We start from the raw sequence: 25,323 nt of genomic DNA on the forward strand, positions 1-25,323 counted from the left end.
TTACTCCTGCCCCTGGCTCGTCAGGAACTCCTCGTAATTGCCGCCGAAGTCGAACAGCGTGCCATCCGTGCGCACTTCGATGATCCGGTTCGCCAGCCCGCTCACGAATTCGCGGTCGTGGGAAACGAAAATCAGCGTGCCTTCGAACTGCTCGAGCGCGATCTGCAGCGACTCGATCGACTCCATGTCCATGTGGTTGGTCGGCTCGTCCATCAGCAGCACGTTGTGGCGGCCGAGCATCAGCTTGCCCCAGATCATGCGGCCCTTCTCGCCGCCCGACAGCACCTTCACCGACTTCTTGATGTCGTCCGACGAGAACAGCAGGCGGCCCAGCGTGCCGCGCACCATCGTTTCGTCGTCGCCGTCCTTGCGGTACTGGTCGATCCAGTCCATCAGCGTGATGTCGTTCGGAAACTCCTCGTACGTGTCCTGCGGCATGTAGCCGACATTCGCGTTCTCCGACCACTTCACCGTGCCGTGATCGAGCTCGAGCGCGCCGAGCAGCGAACGCAGCAGCGTCGTCTTGCCCGCGCCGTTCTCGCCGATGATCGCGATCCGCTCGCCCGGCTGAACCGACAGGTTGAAGTTCTGGAAGATCGTGCGCTCGTACTTCTTCGTGATGTCTTCAGCCACCACCGCGACGTTGTGCAGCTTCTTCTCGAACTCGAAACGAATGAACGGGTTCTGGCGCGACGACGGCTTGAATTCCTCGATCTTGATCTTGTCGATCTGCTTCGCGCGGCTCGTCGCCTGGCGGGCCTTCGACTTGTTCGCCGAGAAGCGGCGCACGAAGTCCTGCAGCTCGGCCACGCGCTCCTTCGCACGTGCGTTCGCCGCGGCCTGGCGCTCGCGCGCCTGTGCCGATGCGAGCATGTAGTCGTCATAGTTGCCCGGCCAGACCTTCAGCGTGCCGAAGTCCATGTCGGCCATGTGCGTGCACACCGAGTTCAGGAAGTGACGATCGTGCGAGATGATGATCATCGTCGAGTTGTACTCGTTGAGCGTGTGCTCGAGCCAACGGATCGAGTTGATGTCGAGGTTGTTGGTCGGTTCGTCGAGCAGCAGCACGTCCGGCTTCGAGAACAGCGCCTGTGCGAGCAGCACCCGCAACTTCCAGCCCGGCGCGACGTCGGCCATCGTGCCGGTGTGGAATTTCTCCTCGATGCCGATGCCGAGCAGCAGCGCGCCCGCGCGTGCCTCGGCGTCGTAGCCGCCGTATTCGGCGAACTTGCCTTCGAGCTCGGCGGCATGCATGTAGTCGTCGTCGGTGGCTTCCGGGTTCGCGTAGATCGCGTCGCGCTCGGTCATGGCGGCCCACATCTCGGTGTGGCCCATCATCACGACGTCGAGCACGCGCACGTCTTCGTACGCGAACTGGTCCTGGCGCAGCTTGCCCAGGCGGACGTTCGGCTCCAGCGCGACGTTGCCGGCGCTCGGCTCGAGGTCGCCGCCGAGGATCTTCATGAAGGTCGACTTGCCGCAGCCGTTCGCGCCGATCAGACCGTAGCGGTTGCCCTCGCCGAATTTGACCGAGATGTTCTCGAACAAGGGCTTCGGCCCGAATTGCATCGTGATGTTGGCAGTAGAAAGCACGGCAGGTCCCGAAAGGATAAATCGACGGAAAACCGTGTATTTTAGCAGGTGTCGGAGAAACTGCCGACCACGCCGTTCCGGCAGCGCATTTCAGCCCCCTGGCCCGGCGCCCGGCAGCCCGCCAACACGGCGGCGCGCGCCCCACCGCCGCCTTGCCGGAATCCCGCATGCTTGCCAGCCAGCTTCGCGAACGACGCGTCGGCGCGTGGCGCCTCGTGTCCGACGAAATCCGCCCGCGCGGCGGCGGCGCGGTCACCTACCCGCTCGGCCGCGACGTGCGCGGCTGGATCCTCTATACGCCTGACGGCTACATGTCTGCCCAGCTGATGGCCGCCGGCAGGCCGCCCTACGCGGACGGCGACCTGCAGGGCGGCACCGCCGACGAACGCGCGGCGGCGGCCGGTGGCTATATCGCCTATTCCGGCCCCTTTCACGTCGCCGACGACGGCACGCCGACCCACGAAACGGACGTCAGCCCGTTCCCGAACTGGATCGGCCACGTCCAGCAGCGCGCCGTCAGGCTCGACGGCGATCGCCTGCCGCTCGGCACTGCCGCCCCGGTACGGATCGACGGCCTGGAAGTCGATGCCGTGCTGCTCCGGGTGCGCGCGGGCCGCTGACGCCCGTCACTTGCCGGCTTTCGCCGCCGCCCGCTGCGCCGCCTTCGCATTCATCTGCCCGAACAGTTCCGAGCAAGGCACATCCCTGTTGTTGCTCGGCGCGATCAGCGGAATCAAGGCCGCGAACGGGTTGATCAGCCCGAGGCCGATCATTGCACCGGCACGCAACGCGAGCGCGCCGGCATCGACGCCGACGTCCGGGTTCTTGAACGTACCCTTCGCGTACAGCGGCGAGCGCAGCGAGAAGATCCGGAACCCCTTCGTGTGCGGGTGGATCTTCAGGTTCAGCGTTTCGTCGCGCAGGCTGATCGGGCCGTCGACGTTGATCAGCGCGTCGTCCGTATCGAGCGCGAACACCTTCGGGTCGAGGATGCCGTTGGTCGCGACGAAGTCGATCGCCGCGCAGTTGATCTTCACGTCGTTGTTGCCGAACAGCTTCTCGTAGACGACGTTCGCGACGTTCAGCCCCGCCGCTTCCATCAGCAGGCGGCTGATACGGCCGTCCGTCACGAGCGCCTTCACCTCGCCGGTCGACGTCGCGGCCAGCGCGGCCGGCGAGTTGCCGGTCGCCGACAGCGACGCATCGCCGTTGATCTCGCCGAGCGCCGACTGCATGACCTTCTGCGCCGGGAACAGTTGCTTGAGCTTCAGATGCCGCGCGGCCACCGTGAAGCGGCCCTTCAGCGGCGCACCGCTGCCGTCGAGATGCGCGGTCGTTGCAAGCGTGCCGCCCGCGACGCCGAACTGCAGCGGCTCGAGCGACAGCACGCCGTCCGTCATCACGATGTGCGTGTACAGGTTGGTGATCGGCAGGTCCGAACTCTTGACCAGCTTGCGGCCCGTGAACTTGACGTCCGCGTCGAGTGCGCGCCAGCGGTCGGTGCGGAAGGTTTCGACCGGCAGCACGCGGCTCGACGGCTGTTTCGTCGTGTCGCCGCGCCTGGCCTTGCTCGCGGCCGTATCCGCGCCGATCACCGGGGCGAGATCGGAGAACTGCAGCAGGTTCGACACGAGTTCGCCCGACAGCTTCGGTCGCGGTTCGCGCTGCTCGTAGACCAGTGTGCCGCCGAGATCGCTGCCGCCGACGCGGCCGTTGAAATTCTCGTAGCGGAACGTGCTGGCCTTCCGCTTGAAGTTGCCGATCAGCCGACCTTCGGTCGCGTAAGGCGGCGTATCGGGCAGCGTGATGCCGCTGAGCTGATAGAGATGCGACATCGACGTGCCCTGCAGCCACAGCCGCAGGTCGATGGCCGCGAGATGCATCGGATCGGTCAGCGTGCCGACGATCGCGAGTCGCGTGTCGCCGGCCTTCACGTCGGCCTGCAGCGGGAACGGCCGCGACGCGTCCTGGATCGCAAGCACGCCGCCCAGCTTGCCGGTACCGCTGATCGGCACGTTCTTGTAGCGGCCGTCGACCTTCAGCCCGAACGCATAGGTCGGGCCGGACGGCTTCGCGGGCGCCGCGACGCCGCTTGCACCGGATGTGGCGGCAGCAGCCGATGCCGAAGAGGTGGACGAAGAAGACGAAGCCGTCGCCACGGCAGACGCGGCCGAAGCCCCTGTTGCCGACGCCGCACTTGCAGCCTGCGCGGCGGAAGCGCTCGACGCGGCCTCCGCATTGGCCTTCGCGCTCAATTGCGCGGCGCCGTGCTTGCCGACACGCTGCGCCGATGCCGCGCGCGAGGTCTGCTCCTGTTCCTTGAGCACGTCGCCGAGCGGAATCGGCTGCCCGAGCGTATCGATCGCGACGGTCAGGTCGGCCTTCGTGATCGCATCGCGATACGTGACGGTGCCCTTCGCGAAGCCGAAGCTGTCGAGCCGTACTTTCCACGGCGACGGCTGCGACGATTGCTTGAACTGGAAGGTCCACGTGTTGCGGCCGTCGGCAAGCCGCTCGAGGTCGACGGCCGGATTCACGACATCGATCGACGGGATCACGATTTCATGCGCGAGCAGCGGCAGGATTGCGAGATCGAAGTGTGCGGCGTCGAGCGTGACGAACTTGGGCGTCTTCGCCCAGTCGGGGTTGCCGATCTCGAGCTGGGTGGCGGTAAAGCTCGGCCAGGGCACCCACGCGCGCCAGCCGGTTTCGCCGTCGGGGCGGCGCCAGCCGATCTTCAGGTCGCCGTTGATCGCGAATGGGCGGCCGAGTGCGGCTGTGACCTGTTCGTTGACCCACGGCTTCGCGCGGTTCCAATCGAAGACGAAGAGAAAGACGCCGGCCGCCGCGATGAGCACCGCGACGATACCGACGATCCATGCAGCCGATTTGCCGATGGCTCGGGCTAGCGTCATGGCGGTTCCGTAGTTGTTCTGAAATGATGCCGCGCCATGCCGGGCCGCTTGCGTGGACGAACGGCGCACGACACCCGCGGCTTTTCAATCGGTATTATGACGCACGCCATCGTGACGTTTCGGCGCCATTAACGCTTTTTTTCATTTGTGACATGACAGCCCCCACCGGTCTCATCGATGCAGCGCGCATCACGCGACGCGATGCCAGCAGCGGCAAGACCCTGCTCGCCCCGACCGATTTCAGCCTCGCAGCGGGATCGCGCATTGCTATTACCGGGCCGTCCGGGTCGGGCAAGAGCGTGCTGCTGCGCGCGCTCGCCCTGCTCGATCCGCTCGACGGCGGCCACATCCTGTGGCGCGGCAAACCGATCCGGCGCAATGAGATCCCGCGTTACCGTCGCAGCGTCGCTTATGTACGCCAGCGTCCCGCGCAGATGGACGGCACCGTCGAATCGCAGTTGCGCTATCCGTATTCGCTCGCGATCTATCGCGACGTTGCGTTCGATCGCGCGCGGGCCGAAGCGCTCGCCGCGCAGGCCGGCCGCGGCCCCGACTTTCTCGACAAGCGCGCGAGCGACCTGTCGGGCGGCGAAGCGCAGATCGCCGCGCTGCTGCGCGTGCTGCAGCTCGATCCCGACGTGCTGCTGCTCGACGAACCGACGTCCGCGCTCGACCCCGAGTCGGCGCGCGCGATCGAGGCGCTCGTCGGCGCATGGTTCGACGCGGCGCCCGCCGCCCGCGCGTACATGTGGATCTCTCACGATCCGGCCCAGGCCGCGCGGATCGGCACGAGGCGGCTCGTGATGCAGGCCGGCGTGATGCAGGTTGCCAACCCGACGGAGGCCACGCAATGAGCCCCGCACTGCAGGACCTGAGCCTCGTCGACGTCGGCATCGCCGCCGCGCTCGTCGCGGTCAACGGCGCGATCTCGATGGCCCTGTCGCTCGGCCTCGGCCGCAAGCTCGCGCTCGCGGCCGTGCGCACCGTCGTGCAGTTGCTCGCGATCGGCTACGTGCTCGGCTGGGTGTTCGGTCATCCTCACTGGACCGTCGTGCTGCCGCTCACCGCGCTGATGACGCTAATCGCCGGGTTCGCCGGCGCGGGGCGCGGCAAGCGCACGTATCGCGGCCAGCGCATCGACAGCATCGCGTCGATCTGGTTCAGCAGCTGGTTCGTCGCGGCGGTCGGCCTGTTCGTCGTGATCCGCATCCATCCGTGGTACGCGCCGCAATACGCGATTCCGATCCTCGGGATGATTCTCGGCAATACGCTCACGGGCGTGTCGCTCGGCGTCGAGCGGATGATGGAAGAACTCACGGCGCGCCGCGATCGCGTCGAAACCGCACTCGCGCTCGGCGCAACGCGCTGGGAGGCCGCGCAGGACGCTGCGCGCCAGGCCGTGCGCGCCGGTATGCTGCCGACGCTGAACCAGATGGCCGTCGTTGGCGTCGTGAGCCTGCCGGGGATGATGACGGGCCAGGTGCTGGCCGGCCAGTCGCCGCTGCAGGCCGTGCGCTACCAGATCGTGATCATGTTCCTGATCGCCGCGGCCTCGGCGCTCGGCACGGTCGGCGCGGTGCTGATGACCTATCGCCGGCTGTTCTCGGCCGATCACCGCTTTCTCGCGGCGCGGCTCGAAGAACGCGCGCACTGACACGCGGTGCCCTCGCGCGATGCGTTCGCGCGGCTCGCCAGTCAGCGCGCGTTGCGGCGCTTGCCGATCGCCTGCCGCAACGCGGCCGCGATGTCCGCGTCCGGCGCGAGCCCGTCGACCGACGCGACGAGCCTCACCGCGCGCGGCGTCGTCACATAGGCCTGCGCGCCGACATAGCCGCCGCTGCCGGCCGAGCGCATCGTCACGACGAGCGCCTGCGGCGCACGTGCGCCGAGGTCGGCCATGAATGCATCGGTAACCGTACCGTCACGCGCATGCAGCGCGCCCGTTACGTAATCGTCGGTATCGAAGCCGGGTTCGGCATGCGCGGTCGAATACACGCGCACCGCGTAGCTGCCGGTCGAGCACGGTTCGAGGGCGCCGCTCGACACGACCGCCACCTGCTGCCGCGCCGGCAGCTCGACCTTCTTCACGAAACTGCAATCGTCGGCCGCATGCGCGTGCGCGGCGACGAGCGCAAAGGCACACGGCAACGCGCGCATTCGGCATTTCATCGGGATGTCGTGACAGGAAGGTGATGATGCGGGCGAGCATAGCGCGCCATTCGCATGACGTCACGCAGGTCGCCACGCGACGCTGTCGGACGTCAAACGACTACCCTGCCGTTGCAACAACACGGTACCGCGCAGCAGGTAACGGGAAACACCGTGACGGCGACACGAAACGGCCACATGTCGCCGGGCCGGCCCGCCGGTCAAATCCGTTGCGCACACACCGGCGCCGGCCCGCGCTCGCCGCTCAGCGCTTGATCGACACGGTCACTTTCGTGCCGTCGCTCATCGTGACGACCTTCGACCCGCCGTTGGTCGGGATCGACACCCACTTCACCTGGCTCACCGACACGACGTCCGGGCACTGCAGCGACTTGCCGCCGGCCGTCACGCTGCGCGTGCCCTTCGGCGCGGCCGCCTGGAAGCTCATCTGCACGTTGGCGATCCCCTTTGCGTCGATCGACGGCGCGAGCCGCACCTGGGTCTGGCGCACCATCGCGCCGTTCTCGTCGCGCGGCAGGCTGTCGACGTTCGGGCAACCGTCGGGCATCGCGACCGCGCCGCTCGGCGGCACCGACTTCCAGTTGAAGTCGTCCGTCTCGCCCGAACGGATCTTGCGGGTCTCCTGCGTATTGCCGAAGGTCTTCGAGTCGACCTTGACGGTGTATTCGAGCTGTCCGGTACCGCCGCCCTTCAGGCTGCCCTTGACCGGCGGCGCCGCGAATGCGCTCGCGCTGACACACGCCGCCGCGAACACGACCGACCACGATGCGGCGACTGACAAGCTGTGCTGGCTCATGCTGACCTCCTTGGTATGCGGCGGCACGCGCGTGCCGCGCGGTTTTCGATGCATGATGCGCTGCCAGTCTACCGCCAAGCGGCATGCAGTGCGCCGCAAACGCATCGGGTGTTACCCCGCTTGCGTTCACGGCGCCGCAACCTTACGCGCGATGCCTGCTTAGAAGCCGCTCAGCACGAGCTTGCCGATCGAACGCCCGGCCTCGAGCAACTGGTGCGCGCGCCGCACGTTCGCGGCATTGATCGTGCCGAGCTGCTCGCCGAGCGTGGTGCGCAGCGTGCCGCCGTCGACGAGCCGCGCGACTTCGCCGAGGATCCGGTGCTGTTCGATCATGTCCAGTGTCTCGAACATGGCGCGCGTGAACATGAATTCCCAGTGAAACGCGGCGCTCTTCGCCTTCAGCAGTTCGACCGGCACCGGCTTGTCGTTCTCGACGATCGTGCAAATGCCGCCCTGCGGCCGGATTACCTCCGCAGCGGCAGGAAAGTGACGATCCGTGTCGTTGAGAATCAGCACGTAGTCGACGTTCGGATGCCCGGCTTCGCGCAACTGCGCAGGCAGGTCGCCGAAATGGTCGACCACGGTGTCCGCACCCAGCGAGCGCACCCATTCGGCCGACGCCGGCCGCGACGCGGTTGCGATCACGTGCAGCTTGCCGAGCTGCTTCGCGAGCTGGATCGCGATCGAACCCACGCCACCCGCGCCGCCGATGATCAGCACCGACTTGCCGGCGTCCGCGCCCCGCGGCGACACGCGCAGCCGGTCGAACAGCGCTTCCCACGCCGTCAGCGTGGTCAGCGGCAGCGCGGCGGATGCAGCGAAATCCAGCGTGCGCGGCTTCAGCGCGGCGATCCGCTCGTCGACCGTATGGAATTCGCTGTTCGCGCCCGGCCGCGTGATGCTGCCCGCGTAGAACACTTCGTCGCCGGGCCTAAACAGCGTGACGTCGGCGCCGACCGCGATCACCGTGCCGGCGGCATCCCAGCCGAGCACGCGCGGCATGCCCTCGACCTGCGGCTTCGGCGCGCGCACCTTGGTGTCCACCGGGTTCACGGAAATCGCCTCGACCTTCACGAGCAGATCGCGCGGGCCCGGCACGGGCTGCGGCAGCTCCACGTCGAGCAGGGCTTGCGGATCGTCGATCGGCAGATAACGGGTCAGTCCAACGGCTTTCATCACGACACTCCTTCAGGAAATCCTCCGGGCCGCGGCGCAGCCCCATGAACGTCATCGTAGGCAACCCGATCATTCGATAAAACCGCTATATTTCCTGAAACATTTTCAGGAATTTCAGAATAATGACCTCCGATCCGATTCCGGCCCCCGACAAGCCGCTCGACCTGCTCGACGTCGCGCTGTTCGTGCGCGCGGCGCGACTCGCGAACGTCACCGCGGCCGGACGCGAGTTCGGCGTGTCGGCCGCGGTCGCGAGCGCGCGCATCGCGCAGCTCGAGCGCCAGCTCGGCGCACGGCTGCTGCACCGCACCACGCGTCGCATCAGCCTGACGCAGGACGGCGACGTCTTCATGGCGCACGCCGACACGCTGCTGTCGGCCGCCGACGCCGCCCGCGCGTCGGTCGGCCACGGCCGCACCGAGCCGTACGGGCGGCTGAAGGTGTCGATGTCGTCGTCGTTCGGCCGCCAGCATGTCGCGCCGGTAATTCCCGCGTTCCTGCGCCGCTATCCGTCCGTGTCGCTCGACCTGCGGCTGTCGGACGAGATCGTCGACCTCGTCGACGACGGCTACGACGTCGCGATCCGCCTCGGCGCACTGAAGGATTCGACGCTCGTCGCGCGCAAGCTTGCCGCGAATCGCCGCGTGCTGTGCTGCTCGCCCGCGTATCTCGCCGAACACGGCACGCCGCGCCATCCCGCCGACCTTGCGCAGCACGAATGCGTGATCCTTGGCGACCAGCGCGACTGGTCGTTCGCCACGCCGCAAGGCCCGCTCACGGTGCGGGTCGGCGGCCGGCTCGTCGCGAGCAATGGCGAGGCGATCCGCGAAGCGCTCGTCGACGGCTTCGGGATCGCGATCAAGTCCACCTGGGACGTCGGCCCGCTGCTCGCGAGCGGCGCGCTCGTCACCGTGCTCGACGACTATCCGTTCGCGGAAGACATCGCGATCTGGGCCGTCTACCCGAGCCGCGCGCATGTGCCGCTGAAGACACTCGCCTTCATCGCGTTCCTGGCCGAGCATTTCGGCGATCCGCCGTACTGGGATCGCGCGGACGGGCAATGACCGCGGCGCCGCGCACGGTTTGGATCCGCCGCCGACCGCCGCACGCGGCCAACCGGCTACAATGGCGCGTTCGCCACGCAAGGGCCCGACGCCGGACGGGGCCCGCATCGGCAGGCGGCTGCCCGTGAGCCGCATACGCATTTCATTCGCTTTCCAACCATCCCGTCATGACCCACAACCTCGTCATCCAGAGCCTTGCGCCGCTGTCGGACGCCCATCACAAACCGCTGCTCGCGCTGTCCCGAGGCACCCGCATCGTGCAGACCGACGATCACGCGCTGCGGATCGACAACGCGAACCCGGCGCAGCGCCTCGACATCGATGCTTACTGCGGCACGCACGCGCTCGACTTCGCGTTCGTCGAGGCCGGCCTCTCGCTTGGCGATTTCGGGCTCGCCGTGATGGACATGGATTCGACGCTGATCACGATCGAGTGCATCGACGAGATCGCCGATTTCTGCGGGCTGAAAACGCAGGTCGCCGAGATCACCGAAGCGTCGATGCGCGGCGAGATCCGAGACTTCAACGAAAGCCTGACGCGCCGCGTCGCACTGCTCGCCGGGCTCGACGCGCACGCACTCGAACGCGTGTACGAGGAACGTCTGCAACTGTCGCCGGGCGCCGAGAAAATGCTCGCCGGCGTGAAGGCCGCCGGCATGAAGACGCTGCTCGTGTCAGGCGGCTTCACGTTCTTCACCGAACGGCTGAAGGCCCGCCTCGGCCTCGACTACGCGCATGCGAACACGCTCGAGATCGTCGACGGCAAGCTGACCGGCAAGGTGCTCGGCGAGATCGTCAACGCCGACGCGAAGGCACGCCTGCTGCGCGAGACGTGCGCGTCGCTCGGCCTCGAGCCGCGCCGTGCGATCGCGATGGGCGACGGGTCGAACGACCTGAAGATGATGGCCGAAGCCGGGCTGTCGGTCGCGTACCACGCGAAGCCAGTCGTGCGCGACGCGGCGACGGTCGCGTTCGACCACATCGGCCTCGACGGGCTGCTGCGGCTGTTCTGATCCCGCAGGATCCAAATGAAAAACGCCGGCGCGATGCAACATCGCGCCGGCGTTTTGTTTTTCTGCCGAACGTTATCGGCTGGCGATCAGCCGAGCGCGGCCTGCATCGCGCGCTCGATATCCGCGCGCAGGTCGCCTTCGTCTTCCAGGCCGACATAGAAACGCACCAGCGTGCCGCGATGCGGCCAGTCCGGACGCATCGACGCGACGTCGTAAGGCATCGCGAGGCTGCACGCACCGCCCCAGCTCCAGCCGATCGCGAACAGCTCGAGCGACTCGACGAAGCGGTCGACCTGCTCCGCGCTGTAGCGCTCGTCGAACACCACCGAGAACAACCCGCCCGCGCCGGTGAAATCGCGCATGAACGACGCGTGCCCCGGGCAATCGGCGATCTGCGGGTGCAATACCGCCGCGATCTCCGGCCGCGCCTTCAGCCACTGCGCAAGCGCGAGCGCGCTCTTGCTGTGCGCGTCGAACCGCACCTGCATGCTCGGCAGGCTGCGCAGCACGAGCGAGCAATCGTCGACCGACACACCGACGCCGCAGCGCATCCGCGCGAGCTTCAGCTTCGCATGCAGTTCCGCGTTCGCGGTGATCGTCGCACCCATCAGCACGTCGCTGCCGCCCGACTGGTACTTGGTCAGCGCCTGCACCGAGATGTCGACGCCGTGTTCGAACGGCTTGAACGCAAGCCCGGCCGAAAAGGTGTTGTCGATCGCGGTAACGACGCCGCGCGCCTTCGCGGCCGCCGTGATCGCCTGTACGTCCGGCACTTCCATCGTCACCGAGCCGGGCGCCTCGATCCAGATCAGCCGCGTGTTCGGCTGGATCAGGTCGGCGATGCCGGCGCCGATCAGCGGATCGTAGAAGCGCGCGGCGACCCCGAAATCCTTCGCGAGCCAGTTGCCGAAATCGGCGTTCGGCCCGTACACGTTGTGCGGAATCAGCACGTCGTCGCCGGCTTTCACGATCCCGAAGTAGACGTTCATGATCGCCGCGAGACCCGACGGCTGCAGCAACGCATGCGTGCCGCCCTCGATCTCGGCGAGCCGCTGCGCGAGCGCGAGCGACGTCGGCGTCGCATGCAGGCCGTAGCGCCACTGGTTGTCGTTGTGCCAGACGAGCGCACGCATCGTCGCGAGATCGGGGAACACGACCGTCGACGCGCGCGCGACCGGCGGCACGAATGAACGGAAGCCTTCCGGGATCGCGTCGTCGGGTTGAACGATGCGGGTTTGCAGTGCGCGCTTGGAGGTGGATGCAGTCATGACGGGAGCCGGGCACGAGGCCGTTCGGTTGCGGAATATGCCGCTAGATTAGCCAAAATCGACGCAATTGGCCCGGTACAATGCGCGCCGCGCGCACCGAGCCAGCGCGGGTTCAGTCGTCGGTGCGCAGATTGACGACGCCGCCCACCGTCTCGATTTCCTGCACGCGGCCGTCGCGCACCTGCAGCGCCGCGCGCTTGCCCGGCGCGAGATGCAGCACGACGGGCTGCGGATCCGACTCGTCCGAATTCATCCGGTCGGCCTTCAGGTCGCCCGTCGCGTCGAAGCGGCCGATCCACACGCCGGTGATGTTCGTGCCGTCGTTCGATTCCTCGATTTCGAGCGTGTCGCCGTCGCGATCGCCCGCGAGCAGCACGACCTCGCCCGTATCGGCGAACTGGTATTCGCCGTGCACGCCTTCCTCGTCCGTCTTCGGGCCGAGATGCACGACGATCGGCCGGTCGCCGAGCGTGCCTTCGTAGCGCGGCAGGCGGGCGAACTCGGGATTCGGCTTCAGCGGCCGCGCCAGTGCCGGTTCATCCTGCTGCATGCCCGCCGCGGCGGCCTGCGCCGCGACGACGCCCGGCATCGCCATGCCCGCCGCCAGCGCGCCCGCGACGACGAGCGCCCGTTGCCATTGCGAATATCGACCCACCTTGTGTTGCTCCTTGCTTCAGATTCGCTCGAAAATCGCGGCGATGCCCTGCCCGCCGCCGATGCACATCGTCACGAGCGCATATCGGCCGCCGACGCGCCGCAACTCGTACAGCGCCTTGACGGTGATCAGCGCGCCCGTCGCGCCGCTCGCCACCATGTCACGTTGCATGCCGACTCCTCATGCTGCTGATCGCATGAATCGTCCGTGCGATGCCGTGGCCGGCGTGCGCATCCCGCATCAGCGTTGCATCAGGCGCTCCACCGCCTCGCGCTGCGGAATCGGCGCGACCGCGCCGTAGCCCGTCGTCGACAGCGCCGCCGCGGCGTTTGCATAACGCGCCGCCGCGAACGGGTCGTCGCCCGCGACGATCCGCGCGACGAACGCACCGCCGAAGCAGTCGCCCGCGCCGGTCGCGTCGACGGCTTCGACCGCGAAGCCCGGCACGACGCGCCGCTCGTTCGGCGTCGCCACGTAGGCGCCTTCCTTGCCAAGCTTCAGCGCGACGACCTGCGGCCCGTGTTCGAGCATCGCATCGACGATCGCGTCGCGATCGTTCGCGCCCGTGAGTGCCGTTACGTCGTCCCAGCTCGGCAGGCAGATGTCCGTCTGGCGCAGCGCCTCGCGCATCACCGCGCGAGCACGCGGCAGCGGCCACAGCTTCAGCCGCAGGTTCGTGTCGAAGCTGACCTTCGCGCCGTTGCGGCGCGCATGGTCGATCCCCGCGAACGCGGCATCGCACGCGGTCGTGCCGATCGCAAGGCTGATGCCCGACAGGTGCACGGCCTTCGCGGCGGCCAGCGCGTCGAGCGGCAGGTCGCCCGTTGCATAACGGCTCGCCGCCGAGCCTGCACGCAGGTAGTCGAACTGGTGACCGTCGGCGCCATGCGTGACGAAATACACGCCGGTCGGCGCCGCACGGTCGACCCGAACGTACGTCGTGTCGACGTGCTCCGCGCGCCACATGTCGGCCAGCAGCCGGCCGAACGGATCGTCGCCGATCGCCGACACGAAGCCCGTCGACGCGCCCTGCCGCGCCGCGGCGATGCAGAAGTTCGACGTGTCGCCGCCGAAGCCCTGCAGGAATTCAGGCCGGCCCGGCTGCGACTGGTTGAATTCCACCATCGCCTCGCCGAGCGCGAGGATCTCCGGAAACGCGGCGGCCATCGCTTACACCTCGCCCCACAGATCGTGGCCATCAGCGCCCGTGATCTTCACGGACACGAAATCGCCGACCTTGTAGCGCTTCGATGCCTTCGCTGCCGGCTCGACGTAGACGACCCCGTCGATCTCCGGCGCATCGGCCGCCGTGCGGCCGATCCCGCCTTCTTCGCTGACTTCGTCGATCAGCACCTTGAGGGTCTTGCCGACCTTGCGCTGGATGCGGTTCGCCGACACTTCCTCGGCGACTTCCATGAAGCGCGCGCGGCGCGCCTCGCGGACTTCATCCGGCAGCGCGCCGTCGAGTTCGTTCGCGGTGGCGCCTTCGACCGGCGAATACGCGAAGCAGCCGACGCGATCGAGTTCCGCTTCGCGGATGAAGTCGAGCAGCGTTTCGAACTGCGCTTCCGTCTCGCCGGGGAAACCCGCGATGAACGTGCTGCGGATCGTCAGGTCCGGGCAGATCTCGCGCCACTTCTGCACACGCTCGAGCACCTTCTCGGCGTTCGCCGGACGCTTCATGCGCTTCAGCACTTCCGGATGCGCGTGCTGGAACGGCACGTCGAGATACGGCAGCACGTGGCCCTTGAACGGGCCTTCGGCCATCAGCGGAATCACTTCGTCGACGCTCGGATACGGATACACGTAGTGCAGGCGCACCCATGCGCCGTACTGCGCGGCGAGTTCGCCGAGCGCGGCGACCAGGTCGGTCATGCGCGTCTTGATCGGCTTGCCGTTCCAGAAGCCCGTGCGGTACTTCACGTCGACGCCGTACGCGCTCGTGTCCTGCGAGATCACGAGCAGTTCCTTCACGCCCGACTTGAACAGGTTCTCCGCTTCCAGCATCACTTCGGCGACCGGGCGCGACACGAGGTCGCCGCGCATCGACGGGATGATGCAGAACGTGCAGCGGTGATTGCAGCCTTCGGAGATCTTCAGGTATGCGTAGTGGCGCGGCGTGAGCTTGATGCCGGCCGCGGGCACGAGATCGGTGAATGGGTCGTGCGGCTTCGGCAGGTGCGAATGCACGGCCTGCATCACTTCGCCCACCGCGTGCGGGCCGGTGACGGCGAGCACCTTCGGGTGGACTTCCTCGATCAGGTTCGAGCCGCTGGCGCTCGACTTGGCGCCGAGACAGCCGGTGACGATCACCTTGCCGTTCTCGGTCAGCGCTTCGCCGATCGCGTCGAGGCTTTCCTGCACGGCTTCGTCGATGAAGCCGCAGGTGTTCACGACGACGAGGTCGGCACCGTCGTACGTACCGGAGATTTCATAACCTTCGGCGCGCAGTTGCGTGATGATCTGTTCGGAGTCGACGAGCGCCTTCGGGCACCCGAGGGATACGAACCCTACTTTCGGGGATTGGGACATCTGGAGTGTGGGGGCGTGGCAGCAAAAGCGTGAGTTTACAGCGATTTAGTGTCCGGCGACCCAAAAACAAGCGGAGGAAAACGGCCATGGAGTGCTGGAGCGGATAGGTCGCCCGATCGGCGGTGGATCAGGGGATGGGGGCGATACGTCCCGTTCTCTTCGAGATGAGGGTCTGTCGGCACATCAGACAAGGCGCGCTTGGCGTATTCCTGCTGCCGTCGAGGACAACGAGGTGCCGGCCGAATCCGTCCTGCGTTCAAGGGGCTGAATCGCCTAAGCCGCGCTGAGTCGCGGCAGGCTCGGGCGCAGTTCGCTCAGATCGTGAACGCCGGCATCTCGGTTGTGGCAACCGGCGATGGCCGCGAGTACAACCGCGAGCGGCTGAAGGCGCAAGCGATCGTATGCTAGCCGCACGAAGGCCGCTTCGGCTGTACCGGCGACCTGTACCTGACGCCCCTATAGGGAGCGTTTCTGCGCTCCGTGGGACAGCATCAACACCGCGTGCGGCCACTGCCGAGAAACGAACTCGTGGGTCAGGGTCATCGAATTCGAACGTAAGAAAGAACGACAGCAATGAAGAAGCCGACCGAGATCGCCCGCACTCGTGTTGCGCAACGCGCAACAGACGACCTGGAGTTCGTCGCGCCGACCATCAGCACGATCAGTGCGGGTCAGCTTTCAGGGGTTGAGTATCACGACGTCGGCGAGCCGGCGACGCACGCGGTGATCGTTATATAAGGCCGCATGATCGACTCAGGCCCGAACGTCACACGCGCAGTTAGGGACGAAACGATCAGGTCTTATCGAAACTTCCTGATCGGCAGTGGGCATCTTCGCGTGTTGTCGAAGCCGGCCTCGGCATGAGAACAACGGCGCTTCGGCGCCGTTTTCGTTATACCTTTCGCTTAGTGTGTCGAAGTGATCGAGCGTCAGCAATTCCATCGAATCGCGCTACGTCCAGGTGGCGTAGGCGCGTAATCGAGTGTAATGGATCTGCAGCATGAGAGAGACTACGTTTATTGCGCGTGAGCTTTCAAATATCACGCTGCTGGACCAAACATCACTGACTTGAAAACGTCGGCGATCCCAAAGCCATTAAAAATCGAGAGAGGCACATCATGAATGACGAAAATCGGCTTGTTGACGAAGAAAGCAACCAAGACACTTCCTCAGACACCACCCAGGCACTAAATTACCCTTCACTGGCGGTCTTCAACGGGAAGCTATACTTGGCATACAAAGGCGCCGACAGCAACAGGAATATTTATCTCACATCTTTCGATGGAAAAGAATGGGAGAAACCGACGGCAGTCAAAAACGGTGCGTTCTGGACGACCCAGGCAGTTACACTAGCGGCATTCAGCGGGAAGCTGTATATGGCACACAAAGGCGGCCTTAACAACAACGGCATTTATTGCGCGTCGTTCGATGGAACGAACTGGGATCCCAAGGAACATACCGTGCCGCAAGACAGTACTCGCCAACCCGTCGCCATGGTGTCCTATAACGGAAAGTTATATATGGCACACAAGGGCCCCAACGACACTCACATTTACTTCCATAGCTTTGATGGGGTGAACTGGAAATCGGGAGGCTATGTCGGCGTCCAAGGTGCCGAAACCTCCCAGCCGGTTGCATTGGCGATGTTCAATGACAGGATGTACCTGGCATTCAAGGGTGTCGACGACAACAGCATTTACTACACCTCATACAATCTCACCGGGAATAGCTGGGATCAACCGAAAAAAATCAACGATCTGGACTGGACCAGTCAAGCGGTTGCATTATATGCATTCAATGGAAAGTTATATATGGCACACAAAGGTGGCGGCCCCGACAATCAAATTTATTACAACTCGTACGATGGAAAAAATTGGGGGATCGACAGAGGAGTTTCGGGCTCAATAACCTCTGAACCGGTCGCATTAGCGGTATTCAATAAGAATCTATATTTGGCATATAAAGATGCCAAAAATTCCAGCATTCATTACAAGTCATTCGACGGATCCTCTTGGGGAACGGAACAAACAGTCCCCAATGCGTCAACGACTGAGTAATTTCACTAATCACCGGATGCGAGGAGTTTAGAAAAATCTTCTCTTATCTGCCTGCCTCCTTGCGAGTTCGCACAGGTAGTCAGGCACGCATACGGCCGATAGCTGCAGCTTGGCTATCGGCCGACGCGACCAGCTGCAGGCAGTTGCCGGTCAACTGCCCGCCCACCCGGCCGCGAGCTAGTCTCTGCGCATTCAAACCGCCACACAGGACCAGGGTTCTATTTGCAAACTTTCGGCCACCCGAGGGATAGGAGCCCTACTTTGGGGGATTGGGACATCTGGGGCGCGGCAGAAAAAGCGTGAGTTTGCAGCGATTTATGAGGCAGAGAACCCAAACCGGCGGTTGCGACGCTACGAGTCACGACGTCAGTGTGCGGCTCGCGCGGCCGCCCCGAGTCGACAGGGGAACTCGATCTGCCCCTTTCATGGCGGCGCGACGATACGACAGGCACGATCGGCAAACAGCACCGCGCGAGAATCGCCCCGAAACCGCCCCACCGCTATGCGAAAATCGCAGCGTCCGTTCTCTTCAATTACCCAACGGGGCCCGCATGACCACCCACATCACGATCGAATTCACCGAGCACGCAGCAGAAGCCATCGATGAGCAAACCAGCACCAGCTTTTCGTATGACCAGGGCGCGCACGTGCCACAACCGGGCGACTTCGTCGAACTCGAGAATTCGCGCCAGACGTTTCTCGTGATCGGCCGCGTGTTTTCGCTCAAGGCCAACTACAGCGCCGTCAAACTCGTGCTCGACCTTCCTCCGCACGACGACGCGCAATAATTCCCGGCGCTGCGAAACAATTCGGGCCGGACCCGTCGGCCTTGCCGCCGGCAATCGCACACGCCCGGCCCGCGTTGCATGAAATCACTCGAGCGACGAAATCGTAAAAAAGCCCGCCGAAGCGGGCTCAATCCAGTCCTGCACTCACGGAAACTTCGCCGCCGTCAAGCAGCGATCGAACCACACCGCATCGTCTCCATCGCCGATCGGCCACATTTCCGCATCGAGGTGCGGCAACCCGGCGACCGGCGCCGACGCGCGGTTATCGTCACCAGACGCCCCCGCACGCATCCACGCCGATTGCTTTCCGCCGTTGTCGCACGCACTCCCATGCGCCTGTGCTTCACAGAACGCCACCGGTCGCACCTTCCCGCCATCGGCCGTGCTCACCGACCGGTACTGATAAACCGCGCCGGTCGCCCAGTCCTCGCTCTGGCTGCAGACCCGCGCATGATGCTGCACATGGACCGCGCCGAAACATGCATAGGAAACGTGCGCGCCGCGTGCATCGTCGGGAATGAAATCGCAGTTCGCATCGAAACCGGTGAGCGGGCCGCCTGTGTATTTCGCGAGCCACTGGCGCTCGGCCTGTGCGCGCGCGATCAATCCTTTAGCCGATCGATCGGCCAGTACGGCGGTACGCCGATCGATTGCCTTGCGCACTTCGTCGACGGCCAGCGGGCGGCCTTCGTAATCAGCATCGAGACGGTTGTTCCGCGCGCCGATCCAGCGGCGCTGGCTACGCACCAGCATGTCGCGGATGGCCGTGTCCGGCGCGGCCTTCAGCACGCCCGCATAGGCCGAATTCATGCGCGCGTCGGCCGCACGCAGTACAGGGCTCGCGCAGATACGCTTCTCGATCGGCTGCACGGCTTTCGCGCAATCCATCGCAAAGGCCGGCACCGCCACGCCAATGCCCATCGCGAACATCGATGCAAGACCCGCCAGCCTGCGGGCCCCTACCATTCGAATCCCTCGCATGCTCTCTCTCATTTGGTTTTTTTCGTGATCATGCTGCGTCGGTGCAGCATCGCCCATCATGGCCCGTGATGCGCGGTACCGGTATCGCCTTTGGCCGAAGGCAGCAATCACGCACACCCTGCGGCGCCGCATATCGGTACGCGTGCCTGCATGAATGCACACCGCCAGGCGTGATGCACGCCGGGATCATTCACGGGTGACTGGATCTCGATCGACCGGACAACGGTCATGCACGCCCGTACCCGGCACGCGCATTCGGTGCCGACGGTCATGAACGACCGTCGGCGAGAGAATCCGGCAGGCGGCGGCCGCCCATCGTCGCGCACGGATGCGCGCGATCGGCCGACCCGCACCGCGTTGCTTCACGGCACCGACGCCCGACCGGTTGCCCACCGCGGTCGGCCTGCCGCGAAACCGTTACTTCTTTTCCGGCTCCGACGCGCCCGGCTGCTTGAACGGGAACGTGCTGAACATCGACTTCGCCTGGTTCTGCATCTGCTCCTGCATCTGCACGAACATGTTCTTCGACTGCTCGATGTAGCTGGTCATCATCCCCTGCATCATCGGCGCCTGCATGTTCATGAACTGCGACCAGACTTCCGGATTCATCGCGTTGCCTTCGTACAGGTTCTTCGACTGATCCGCGAGCTTGTTCTGGATGTCGATGAACGCCTGGATGTTCTTTTCCAGGTACGTGCCCATCATGCCCTGCATCGCATGCCCGTAGAAACGGATGATCTGCGACAGCATCGACGACGAGAACATCGGCACGCCGCCGCTTTCCTCTTCGAGGATGATCTGCAGAAGGATGCTGCGCGTCAGGTCTTCGTTGGATTTCGCATCGACGACCTTGAAGTCCTCCTGCTCCAGCACGAGCTGCTTCACGTCGGTCAGCGTAATGTACGTGCTTGTCTCGGTATCGTAGAGCCGACGGTTCGGGTACTTCTTGATGAGCCGTTCGGCCGTCTTCTTTGTAGTAGTCATGTAACGCCTTTGAGTGCAGCGTAGCGGAAGTGACGAATCCCCGCCGCCCGAATCCGGGAGGCGGGGGCCTTCGGAAAACGCCCGGCTGCGCGGCCGCCCGGCCCACGCAGCGCGGACGCTCAGCCCATGTGCAGGCCGCCGTTCAGCGAGAAGTCGGCGCCCGTCGCGAAGCCGGAATCATTCGACGCGAGCCACGCGACGATCGAACCGATTTCCTCCGGCGCGCCGAGACGCCGCACCGGGATCGTCGCGACGATCTTCTCCAGCACGTCCGGACGAATCGCCTTCACCATGTCCGTGCCGATGTAGCCCGGCGACACGGTGTTGACCGTCACGCCCTTCGTCGCGACTTCCTGTGCGAGCGACATCGTGAAGCCGTGGATACCGGCCTTCGCGGTCGAATAGTTGGTCTGGCCGAACTGCCCCTTCTGGCCGTTCACCGACGAAATGTTGATGATTCGGCCCCAGCCGCGTTCGACCATCCCGTCGATCACCTGTTTCGTCACGTTGAACAGGCTCGTCAGGTTCGTGTCGATCACGGCGGTCCAGTCTTCGTGCGTCATCTTGCGGAACACGACGTCGCGGGTGATGCCCGCGTTGTTGACCAGCACGTCGATCTCGCCAACTTCGGCCTTCACCTTGTCGAACGCTTCCTTGGTCGAGTCCCAGTCGCCGACGTTGCCTTCCGACGCGATGAAATCGTACCCGAGCGCCTTCTGTTCCTCGAGCCATTTCACACGGCGCGGCGAGTTGGGGCCGCAGCCCGCGACGACCTTGAAGCCGTCTTTCGACAGACGCTGGCAAATGCTGGTGCCGATGCCGCCCATCCCGCCCGTTACGTACGCAATTCGCTGAGACATATATCTCACTCCATTCTTTTGGTTTCGAGGGCAGCCGAAGGCCCCTCTGACTTCACGTGACGCCGGCCGAAACCGCAATCGGCCAGCGCACGGATTCGGTTCGCTGGTCGAGACCGGCCGGTTACGGACGCTCGACCGCGAGCGCGACGCCCATCCCGCCGCCGATGCACAGCGACGCCAGCCCGCGCTTCGCGTCACGCTTGGCCATCTCGTGCAGCAGCGTCACCAGGATCCGGCAGCCCGACGCGCCGATCGGGTGACCGATCGCGATCGCCCCGCCGTTCACGTTCACCTTCGACGTGTCCCAGCCCATCTGCTTGTGCACCGCCAGCGCCTGCGCCGCGAACGCCTCGTTGATCTCCATCAGGTCCAGGTCGCCCGGCGTCCAGCCCGCACGCTCCAGGCACCGGCGCGAGGCCGGCACCGGGCCCATCCCCATCACGCTCGGATCCACGCCCGCGTTCGCATACGCCTTGATCCGCGCCAGCGGCGTCAGGCCGAGCGCCGCCGCCTTCTGCGCCGACATCACCAGCACCGCCGCCGCGCCGTCGTTCAGCCCCGACGCGTTCGCCGCCGTCACCGAGCCGTCCTTCGAGAACGCCGGCTTCAGCCCCGCCAGCGATTCCGCCGTCACGCCGTGACGCACGAATTCGTCCGTCGCGAACTGCAGCGGCTCGCCCTTGCGCTGCGGAATCGCCACCGGCACGATCTCATCGTTGAAGCGCCCGGCCTTCTGCGCGGCTTCCGCCTTGTTCTGCGACAGCGCCGCGAACGCGTCCTGCTCTTCGCGCGTGATCCCGTATTCCTTCGCGACGTTCTCCGCCGTGATACCCATGTGGTACTGGTTGTACACGTCCCACAGGCCGTCGACGATCATCGTGTCGACCAGCTTCGCGTCACCCATCCGGAACCCGTCGCGCGAGCCCGGCAGCACGTGCGGCGACGCGCTCATGTTCTCCTGGCCGCCCGCGATCACGATCTCCGCGTCGCCCGCGACGATCGCGTTCGCCGCCAGCATCACGGCCTTCAGGCCCGAGCCGCACACCTTGTTGATCGTCATCCCCGGCACCGCCGTCGGCAGCCCGGCCTTGATCAGCGACTGCCGCGCCGGGTTCTGCCCCGAACCGGCCGTCAGCACCTGGCCCATGATCACTTCGCTGACCTGCTCGGGCTTCACGCCCGCACGCTCCAGCACCGCGCGGATCACCGTCGCGCCCAGCTCCGGCGCCGCAATCTTCGCAAGCGAACCGCCGAATTTGCCGACCGCGGTCCGCGCGGCCGATACGATCACTACGTCCGTCATTTCCCTTTCCTCCAGGCCCGCACGACACGGCGCATCGCTACCGGCCCTGTTAAAAAAACTGCGGTGCATCGGACAGCGTGCTCCGCTGTCCGGTTTTCGTCAATCGCGCTGCAACACGTAACGCCCCGGCGCCGGCTCGATCACCGGGAACTGCGCGGTACCGGGCTGCGCGGGCGGCTCCACCTTGCGGCCGCCGTACTGATCGAGCCATTCGACCCAGGTCGTCCACCAGCTTCCCGGCTGCTCGGCTGCACCGGCGAACCAGTCGTCCGCCGATTCGGGCAGGTCGCTGTCGTTGACCCAGTAGCTGCGCTTCTTCTTCGCCGGCGGATTGATCACGCCCGCGATGTGCCCCGACGCGCCGAGCACGAACTTCAGCGGGCCCGACAGGATCGACGTGGATGCATAGGCCGTCTGCCACGGCACGATGTGATCCTCGCGCGAGCCGTAGATGAAGGTCGGCACGTCGATCAGCGTCAGGTCGACCGATTCGCCGCACACGGTCAGCGCACCCGGCTCGCGCAGCTTGTTCTCGAGATAGGTATTGCGCAGGTACCACGCGTACATCGGGCCCGGCAGGCTCGTCGAATCGCTGTTCCAGTACAGCAGGTCGAACGGCGCCGGCGTGCGGCCCTTCAAGTAGTTGTCGACGACGTAGTTCCACACGAGGTCGTTCGGCCGCAGGAACGAGAACGTGTTCGCGAATTCGACGCCGCGCATCAGCCCCGGCTGCGCGCCGTTCTTGCCGCCGATGGTCTGCTCGCGCATCTGCACGTGAGCCTCGTCGACGAACACGTCGAGAATCCCGGTGTCGGTGAAGTCGAGCATCGCGGTGAGCAGCGTCATCGACGCGGCCGGATGTTCGCCGCGCGCGGCGAGCACCGCGAGCGCGGTCGCGAGCATCGTGCCGCCGACACAGAAGCCGAGCGTGTTGATCTGCTCGCGGCCGCTGATCTGCTGCACGGCGTCGATCGCCGCGAGCAGCCCTTCGTTCATGTAGTCGTCCCACGTCTTGTGCGCGACCGATGCGTCCGCGTTGCGCCACGACACGAGGAACACCTGATGGCCGTTCGACAGCGCATGCGCGACGAGCGAATTCTCGGGCTGCAGGTCAAGGATGTAGAACTTGTTGATGCAAGGCGGCACGATCAGCAGCGGCCGCTCGAACACCTTGTCCGTCTTCGGCGTGTACTGGATCAGCTGGATCAGGTCGTTCTCGTAGACGACCGCACCTTCAGTACACCCGAGGTTCTTGCCGACCACGAACTGCGATTCGTCGGTCTGCGAAATCTTGCCGCGCTGCATGTCGCCGAGCAGGTTCATCATCCCCTGCCGCAGGCTTTCGCCCTGCGTTTCAAGGATCGATTTCTGTGCATCGGGATTGAGGGCGAGGAAGTTGCTCGGCGCGGCTGCGGCCGTCCATTGCTGGACCGTGAAACGAATGCGCTCGCGCGTCTTCGGATCGGCCTGAAGCGCGTCGGCCAGTTCCTGCAGATAGCGCGCGTTGAGCAGATACCAGGCCGCCGCGAACGCATGCGCCGGCGACGCCTTCCACGCATCGCCGCTGAAACGGCGGTCCTTCAGTTCGGGAGACTCGAGCTTCGCCGCGGCGGCCTGCTGCATCAGCGCCATGCAATCGCGCGCGTAGTCGGCCTGCAGCGCCTGCAGGCGCTCGGGCGGAATCGCGGCGGCCGGCAGCTTCAACCCGGCGAACGGCGACGCCATCGCGCCGAAATCGGGCATCGACGGCATCCGGAACGGAAACGATGTCGGAAACTGGAATGTTGCGAACGGATTCATGGTGGCCGACGCAGTCGCGGCGCGTGCCGGATCTGCAAAACCGCGCCATGCATTCAACCATGATTCGAACATCTGCTGCATCGGCTGGGCGGCCGGATCGAAACCAATGCTGCCCGGGGAAGTGCCCGCCTGAGCGGACGTCGACGATTTTTTCGATGCTGTCATTACCTGCCTTACCGGTGATTCGTGAGCGTCTATCGTGAAATCCTGCTCGCGCGCGGCATGCCGGCTGCGAGCCGGGCCGTCATGCTCTGGAGAGGCGTCTCCAGATTCTGCCGCAGTGCGGTATTTTTATCATTATCGTTTTCCCCATGTGAAGCGCCATGTCAAACCGCTGAACATTTCCGTACGGAGATAATCCTCGCGCAACAGACGGGACAAGGGTTCCGGCGAAACATAAAACATTTTGATTGACTTGACGTCGCGATCTTTCATTCAATCGCGCATGCCGCGTGGCATGGCCGCCAAAATATCGAGATAACCCGATTTTGCGGCGCAGCAAACCCCACGCGCATACGCATCCCGTCAATCCGCCAGCCAGATCGCCGCCGCCATCCGGCCCGTCACGCGATCGCGCCGGTATGAATAGAAGCGATCCTGTTCGGTGACCGTACAGGCCGTCCCGCCGCTCACGTGCGCAACGCCCGCACGCGCGAGACGCAGGCGCGCGAGCGCATAGAGATCGGCAAGAAACTTGCCCGGCGCGCCATCGATCGCGACGAACGCAAGCCGGGTTTCATCATGCTCCGACTGCGGGGCCGTGTCGAGAAACGCGTCACGTACGTCGGCGCCGACCTCGAACGCCCGCGGGCCGATCGCCGGCCCGAGATACGCATGAAGCGCGTCCGTCGCGCCGCCCGCGAGTGCCGCGACGCGCGCCGCGGTCTGCTCGACGATGCCGGCCGCCAGCCCGCGCCAGCCCGCATGTGCGGCGCCGACTGCGCGGCCCTGCGTGTCGCACAGCAGCACAGGCAGGCAATCCGCGACCATCACCACGCAGACGGCACCCGCCCGGTCGGTGACGCTCGCGTCGGCCTGCACCGGTGCCGTGGCAGCAGGCGCCGCCGCGATCACCTCATCCGCCCGCACGATCTGCGCGCCGTGAACCTGCTCGAGCCACGCAGCACTCGACTGGCCCGCCAGCGCCAGCAAGCGCGCGCGATTCCCGGCGACGTGGGCCGGGTCGTCACCGGTATGCAGGCCGAGATTCATTCCGCCCGGCAGCACCTCTCCGCCCTGCCAGCGCCCGAATGGGCCTTCGCTCACCCCGCCGTCACGCGTCGTGATCAGCGCGCGCACGCGCGGCGACACCTGCCAATCGGGCCGTACGCAGTCCCGCCACGTCAACGGCGCCAGGTTCGTCATCGGC

At 65.5% G+C, this 25,323-nt stretch carries 23 protein-coding genes and 1 pseudogene; 8 read left to right on the top strand and 16 right to left on the bottom strand.

Features of this window, described 5'->3' with window-relative positions; all coding sequences use genetic code 11:
- Nucleotides 1–1,593, bottom strand: coding sequence for an ABC-F family ATPase (locus ACPTTC_RS10345; RefSeq protein WP_423392420.1), 1,593 nt, complete (start codon nt 1,591–1,593; stop codon nt 1–3).
- 167 nt (nt 1,594–1,760) lie between these two features.
- Here ACPTTC_RS10345 and ACPTTC_RS10350 point away from each other — a divergent pair, with 167 nt between their 5' ends.
- Nucleotides 1,761–2,213 (top strand): lipocalin-like domain-containing protein, encoded by a 453-nt coding sequence (locus ACPTTC_RS10350; RefSeq protein WP_423392421.1) that lies wholly within the window; start codon nt 1,761–1,763, stop codon nt 2,211–2,213.
- 6 nt (nt 2,214–2,219) lie between these two features.
- On the opposite strand, the gene ACPTTC_RS10355 is transcribed toward ACPTTC_RS10350, so the two are convergent.
- Nucleotides 2,220–4,508: an AsmA family protein gene (locus tag ACPTTC_RS10355; RefSeq protein WP_423392422.1), complete on the bottom strand. Its 2,289-nt coding sequence runs from the start codon at nt 4,506–4,508 to the stop codon at nt 2,220–2,222.
- Nucleotides 4,509–4,660: 152 nt separating this feature from the next.
- Between ACPTTC_RS10355 and ACPTTC_RS10360 the strand changes: the two genes are divergently transcribed.
- The gene (locus ACPTTC_RS10360; protein WP_423392423.1) at nt 4,661–5,362 is read left to right on the top strand and encodes an ABC transporter ATP-binding protein; all 702 of its coding nucleotides are present in this window, start codon (nt 4,661–4,663) and stop codon (nt 5,360–5,362) included.
- Nucleotides 5,359–6,162: an ABC transporter permease gene (locus tag ACPTTC_RS10365; RefSeq protein ID WP_175971808.1), complete on the top strand. Its 804-nt coding sequence runs from the start codon at nt 5,359–5,361 to the stop codon at nt 6,160–6,162. Before ACPTTC_RS10360 ends, ACPTTC_RS10365 begins: the two co-directional genes overlap by 4 nt.
- Nucleotides 6,163–6,203: 41 nt before the next feature.
- On the opposite strand, the gene ACPTTC_RS10370 is transcribed toward ACPTTC_RS10365, so the two are convergent.
- The 3 genes from ACPTTC_RS10370 to ACPTTC_RS10380 form a co-directional block, all read right to left on the bottom strand.
- A complete protein-coding gene (locus ACPTTC_RS10370; RefSeq protein WP_423392424.1) occupies nt 6,204–6,677 on the bottom strand; it encodes a PliI family lysozyme inhibitor of I-type lysozyme in 474 nt (157 codons plus the stop codon).
- A gap of 244 nt (nt 6,678–6,921) precedes the next feature.
- Nucleotides 6,922–7,473 carry a DUF6013 family protein gene (locus ACPTTC_RS10375; protein ID WP_226197067.1) on the bottom strand — a complete coding sequence of 184 codons (552 nt, stop codon included), beginning with the start codon at nt 7,471–7,473 and terminating at the stop codon, nt 6,922–6,924.
- 159 nt (nt 7,474–7,632) lie between these two features.
- A complete protein-coding gene (locus tag ACPTTC_RS10380; protein WP_423392425.1) occupies nt 7,633–8,649 on the bottom strand; it encodes a zinc-binding alcohol dehydrogenase family protein in 1,017 nt (338 codons plus the stop codon).
- 122 nt (nt 8,650–8,771) lie between these two features.
- Here ACPTTC_RS10380 and ACPTTC_RS10385 point away from each other — a divergent pair, with 122 nt between their 5' ends.
- Nucleotides 8,772–9,713: a LysR family transcriptional regulator gene (locus ACPTTC_RS10385; protein WP_423392426.1), complete on the top strand. Its 942-nt coding sequence runs from the start codon at nt 8,772–8,774 to the stop codon at nt 9,711–9,713.
- 167 nt (nt 9,714–9,880) lie between these two features.
- Nucleotides 9,881–10,726 (top strand): phosphoserine phosphatase SerB, encoded by an 846-nt coding sequence (gene serB, locus ACPTTC_RS10390; RefSeq protein WP_423392427.1) that lies wholly within the window; start codon nt 9,881–9,883, stop codon nt 10,724–10,726.
- A gap of 86 nt (nt 10,727–10,812) precedes the next feature.
- On the opposite strand, the gene ACPTTC_RS10395 is transcribed toward serB, so the two are convergent.
- The 5 genes and pseudogenes from ACPTTC_RS10395 to rimO all read right to left on the bottom strand — a co-directional run bounded on the left by ACPTTC_RS10395 (nt 10,813) and on the right by rimO (nt 15,181).
- Nucleotides 10,813–11,994, bottom strand: coding sequence for a cystathionine beta-lyase (locus ACPTTC_RS10395; protein WP_423392428.1), 1,182 nt, complete (start codon nt 11,992–11,994; stop codon nt 10,813–10,815).
- 112 nt (nt 11,995–12,106) lie between these two features.
- The gene (locus tag ACPTTC_RS10400) at nt 12,107–12,649 is read right to left on the bottom strand and encodes a hypothetical protein (RefSeq protein ID WP_423392429.1); all 543 of its coding nucleotides are present in this window, start codon (nt 12,647–12,649) and stop codon (nt 12,107–12,109) included.
- A gap of 18 nt (nt 12,650–12,667) precedes the next feature.
- Nucleotides 12,668–12,796: pseudogene (locus ACPTTC_RS10405) on the bottom strand (acetyl-CoA C-acyltransferase); the annotation flags it as partial.
- Nucleotides 12,797–12,889: 93 nt separating this feature from the next.
- The gene (locus ACPTTC_RS10410) at nt 12,890–13,816 is read right to left on the bottom strand and encodes a sugar kinase (RefSeq protein WP_226197058.1); all 927 of its coding nucleotides are present in this window, start codon (nt 13,814–13,816) and stop codon (nt 12,890–12,892) included.
- A 3-nt stretch (nt 13,817–13,819) separates the two neighbouring features.
- On the bottom strand, nt 13,820–15,181 hold the full coding sequence (gene rimO / locus ACPTTC_RS10415) for a 30S ribosomal protein S12 methylthiotransferase RimO (RefSeq protein ID WP_423392430.1): 1,362 nt from the start codon (nt 15,179–15,181) through the stop codon (nt 13,820–13,822).
- A 573-nt stretch (nt 15,182–15,754) separates the two neighbouring features.
- Between rimO and ACPTTC_RS10420 the strand changes: the two genes are divergently transcribed.
- The 3 genes from ACPTTC_RS10420 to ACPTTC_RS10430 all read left to right on the top strand — a co-directional run bounded on the left by ACPTTC_RS10420 (nt 15,755) and on the right by ACPTTC_RS10430 (nt 18,026).
- On the top strand, nt 15,755–15,919 hold the full coding sequence (locus ACPTTC_RS10420; RefSeq protein WP_423392431.1) for a hypothetical protein: 165 nt from the start codon (nt 15,755–15,757) through the stop codon (nt 15,917–15,919).
- 380 nt (nt 15,920–16,299) lie between these two features.
- Nucleotides 16,300–17,238: a sialidase family protein gene (locus ACPTTC_RS10425; protein WP_423392432.1), complete on the top strand. Its 939-nt coding sequence runs from the start codon at nt 16,300–16,302 to the stop codon at nt 17,236–17,238.
- Nucleotides 17,239–17,789: 551 nt separating this feature from the next.
- A complete protein-coding gene (locus ACPTTC_RS10430; RefSeq protein WP_423392433.1) occupies nt 17,790–18,026 on the top strand; it encodes a hypothetical protein in 237 nt (78 codons plus the stop codon).
- A gap of 144 nt (nt 18,027–18,170) precedes the next feature.
- Here the strand turns inward: ACPTTC_RS10430 and ACPTTC_RS10435 are convergent, their stop codons facing one another.
- The 6 genes from ACPTTC_RS10435 to pgeF form a co-directional block, all read right to left on the bottom strand.
- Complete coding sequence (locus ACPTTC_RS10435; protein WP_423392434.1) at nt 18,171–19,118, bottom strand: lysozyme inhibitor LprI family protein; 948 nt, start codon at nt 19,116–19,118, stop codon at nt 18,171–18,173.
- Nucleotides 19,119–19,424: 306 nt separating this feature from the next.
- Nucleotides 19,425–19,991 (bottom strand): polyhydroxyalkanoate synthesis repressor PhaR, encoded by a 567-nt coding sequence (gene phaR / locus ACPTTC_RS10440; protein WP_006485265.1) that lies wholly within the window; start codon nt 19,989–19,991, stop codon nt 19,425–19,427.
- Nucleotides 19,992–20,110: 119 nt separating this feature from the next.
- Nucleotides 20,111–20,851 carry a 3-ketoacyl-ACP reductase gene (locus ACPTTC_RS10445; protein ID WP_175956262.1) on the bottom strand — a complete coding sequence of 247 codons (741 nt, stop codon included), beginning with the start codon at nt 20,849–20,851 and terminating at the stop codon, nt 20,111–20,113.
- Nucleotides 20,852–20,972: 121 nt separating this feature from the next.
- Complete coding sequence (locus tag ACPTTC_RS10450; RefSeq protein WP_314598763.1) at nt 20,973–22,154, bottom strand: acetyl-CoA C-acetyltransferase; 1,182 nt, start codon at nt 22,152–22,154, stop codon at nt 20,973–20,975.
- A 99-nt stretch (nt 22,155–22,253) separates the two neighbouring features.
- Nucleotides 22,254–24,119, bottom strand: a complete 1,866-nt coding sequence (locus tag ACPTTC_RS10455) for a PHA/PHB synthase family protein (protein ID WP_226197044.1) — start codon at nt 24,117–24,119, stop codon at nt 22,254–22,256.
- A 360-nt stretch (nt 24,120–24,479) separates the two neighbouring features.
- Nucleotides 24,480–25,319 carry a peptidoglycan editing factor PgeF gene (gene pgeF, locus ACPTTC_RS10460; RefSeq protein WP_423392435.1) on the bottom strand — a complete coding sequence of 280 codons (840 nt, stop codon included), beginning with the start codon at nt 25,317–25,319 and terminating at the stop codon, nt 24,480–24,482.
- Nucleotides 25,320–25,323 lie beyond the last annotated feature (4 nt).

It is taken from the genome of Burkholderia mycopellens, from assembly GCF_964265025.1.
Lineage (GTDB): Bacteria > Pseudomonadota > Gammaproteobacteria > Burkholderiales > Burkholderiaceae > Burkholderia.

Excerpts from the sequence above, each read along its gene's own strand:
- ACPTTC_RS10375 (WP_226197067.1), bottom strand. The coding sequence starts at position 7,473 with ATGAGCCAGCACAGCTTGTCAGTCGCCGCATCGTGGTCGGTCGTGTTC.
- ACPTTC_RS10450 (WP_314598763.1), bottom strand. The coding sequence starts at position 22,154 with ATGACGGACGTAGTGATCGTATCGGCCGCGCGGACCGCGGTCGGCAAA.
- ACPTTC_RS10355 (WP_423392422.1), bottom strand. The coding sequence starts at position 4,508 with ATGACGCTAGCCCGAGCCATCGGCAAATCGGCTGCATGGATCGTCGGT.
- ACPTTC_RS10380 (WP_423392425.1), bottom strand. The coding sequence starts at position 8,649 with ATGAAAGCCGTTGGACTGACCCGTTATCTGCCGATCGACGATCCGCAA.
- ACPTTC_RS10395 (WP_423392428.1), bottom strand. The coding sequence starts at position 11,994 with ATGACTGCATCCACCTCCAAGCGCGCACTGCAAACCCGCATCGTTCAA.
- ACPTTC_RS10425 (WP_423392432.1), top strand. The coding sequence starts at position 16,300 with ATGAATGACGAAAATCGGCTTGTTGACGAAGAAAGCAACCAAGACACT.
- ACPTTC_RS10445 (WP_175956262.1), bottom strand. The coding sequence starts at position 20,851 with ATGTCTCAGCGAATTGCGTACGTAACGGGCGGGATGGGCGGCATCGGC.
- ACPTTC_RS10430 (WP_423392433.1), top strand. The coding sequence starts at position 17,790 with ATGACCACCCACATCACGATCGAATTCACCGAGCACGCAGCAGAAGCC.
- serB (WP_423392427.1), top strand. The coding sequence starts at position 9,881 with ATGACCCACAACCTCGTCATCCAGAGCCTTGCGCCGCTGTCGGACGCC.
- pgeF (WP_423392435.1), bottom strand. The coding sequence starts at position 25,319 with ATGACGAACCTGGCGCCGTTGACGTGGCGGGACTGCGTACGGCCCGAT.
- ACPTTC_RS10455 (WP_226197044.1), bottom strand. The coding sequence starts at position 24,119 with ATGACAGCATCGAAAAAATCGTCGACGTCCGCTCAGGCGGGCACTTCC.
- phaR (WP_006485265.1), bottom strand. The coding sequence starts at position 19,991 with ATGACTACTACAAAGAAGACGGCCGAACGGCTCATCAAGAAGTACCCG.
- ACPTTC_RS10385 (WP_423392426.1), top strand. The coding sequence starts at position 8,772 with ATGACCTCCGATCCGATTCCGGCCCCCGACAAGCCGCTCGACCTGCTC.
- rimO (WP_423392430.1), bottom strand. The coding sequence starts at position 15,181 with ATGTCCCAATCCCCGAAAGTAGGGTTCGTATCCCTCGGGTGCCCGAAG.
- ACPTTC_RS10420 (WP_423392431.1), top strand. The coding sequence starts at position 15,755 with ATGAAGAAGCCGACCGAGATCGCCCGCACTCGTGTTGCGCAACGCGCA.
- ACPTTC_RS10410 (WP_226197058.1), bottom strand. The coding sequence starts at position 13,816 with ATGGCCGCCGCGTTTCCGGAGATCCTCGCGCTCGGCGAGGCGATGGTG.
- ACPTTC_RS10370 (WP_423392424.1), bottom strand. The coding sequence starts at position 6,677 with ATGAAATGCCGAATGCGCGCGTTGCCGTGTGCCTTTGCGCTCGTCGCC.
- ACPTTC_RS10365 (WP_175971808.1), top strand. The coding sequence starts at position 5,359 with ATGAGCCCCGCACTGCAGGACCTGAGCCTCGTCGACGTCGGCATCGCC.
- ACPTTC_RS10360 (WP_423392423.1), top strand. The coding sequence starts at position 4,661 with ATGACAGCCCCCACCGGTCTCATCGATGCAGCGCGCATCACGCGACGC.
- ACPTTC_RS10350 (WP_423392421.1), top strand. The coding sequence starts at position 1,761 with ATGCTTGCCAGCCAGCTTCGCGAACGACGCGTCGGCGCGTGGCGCCTC.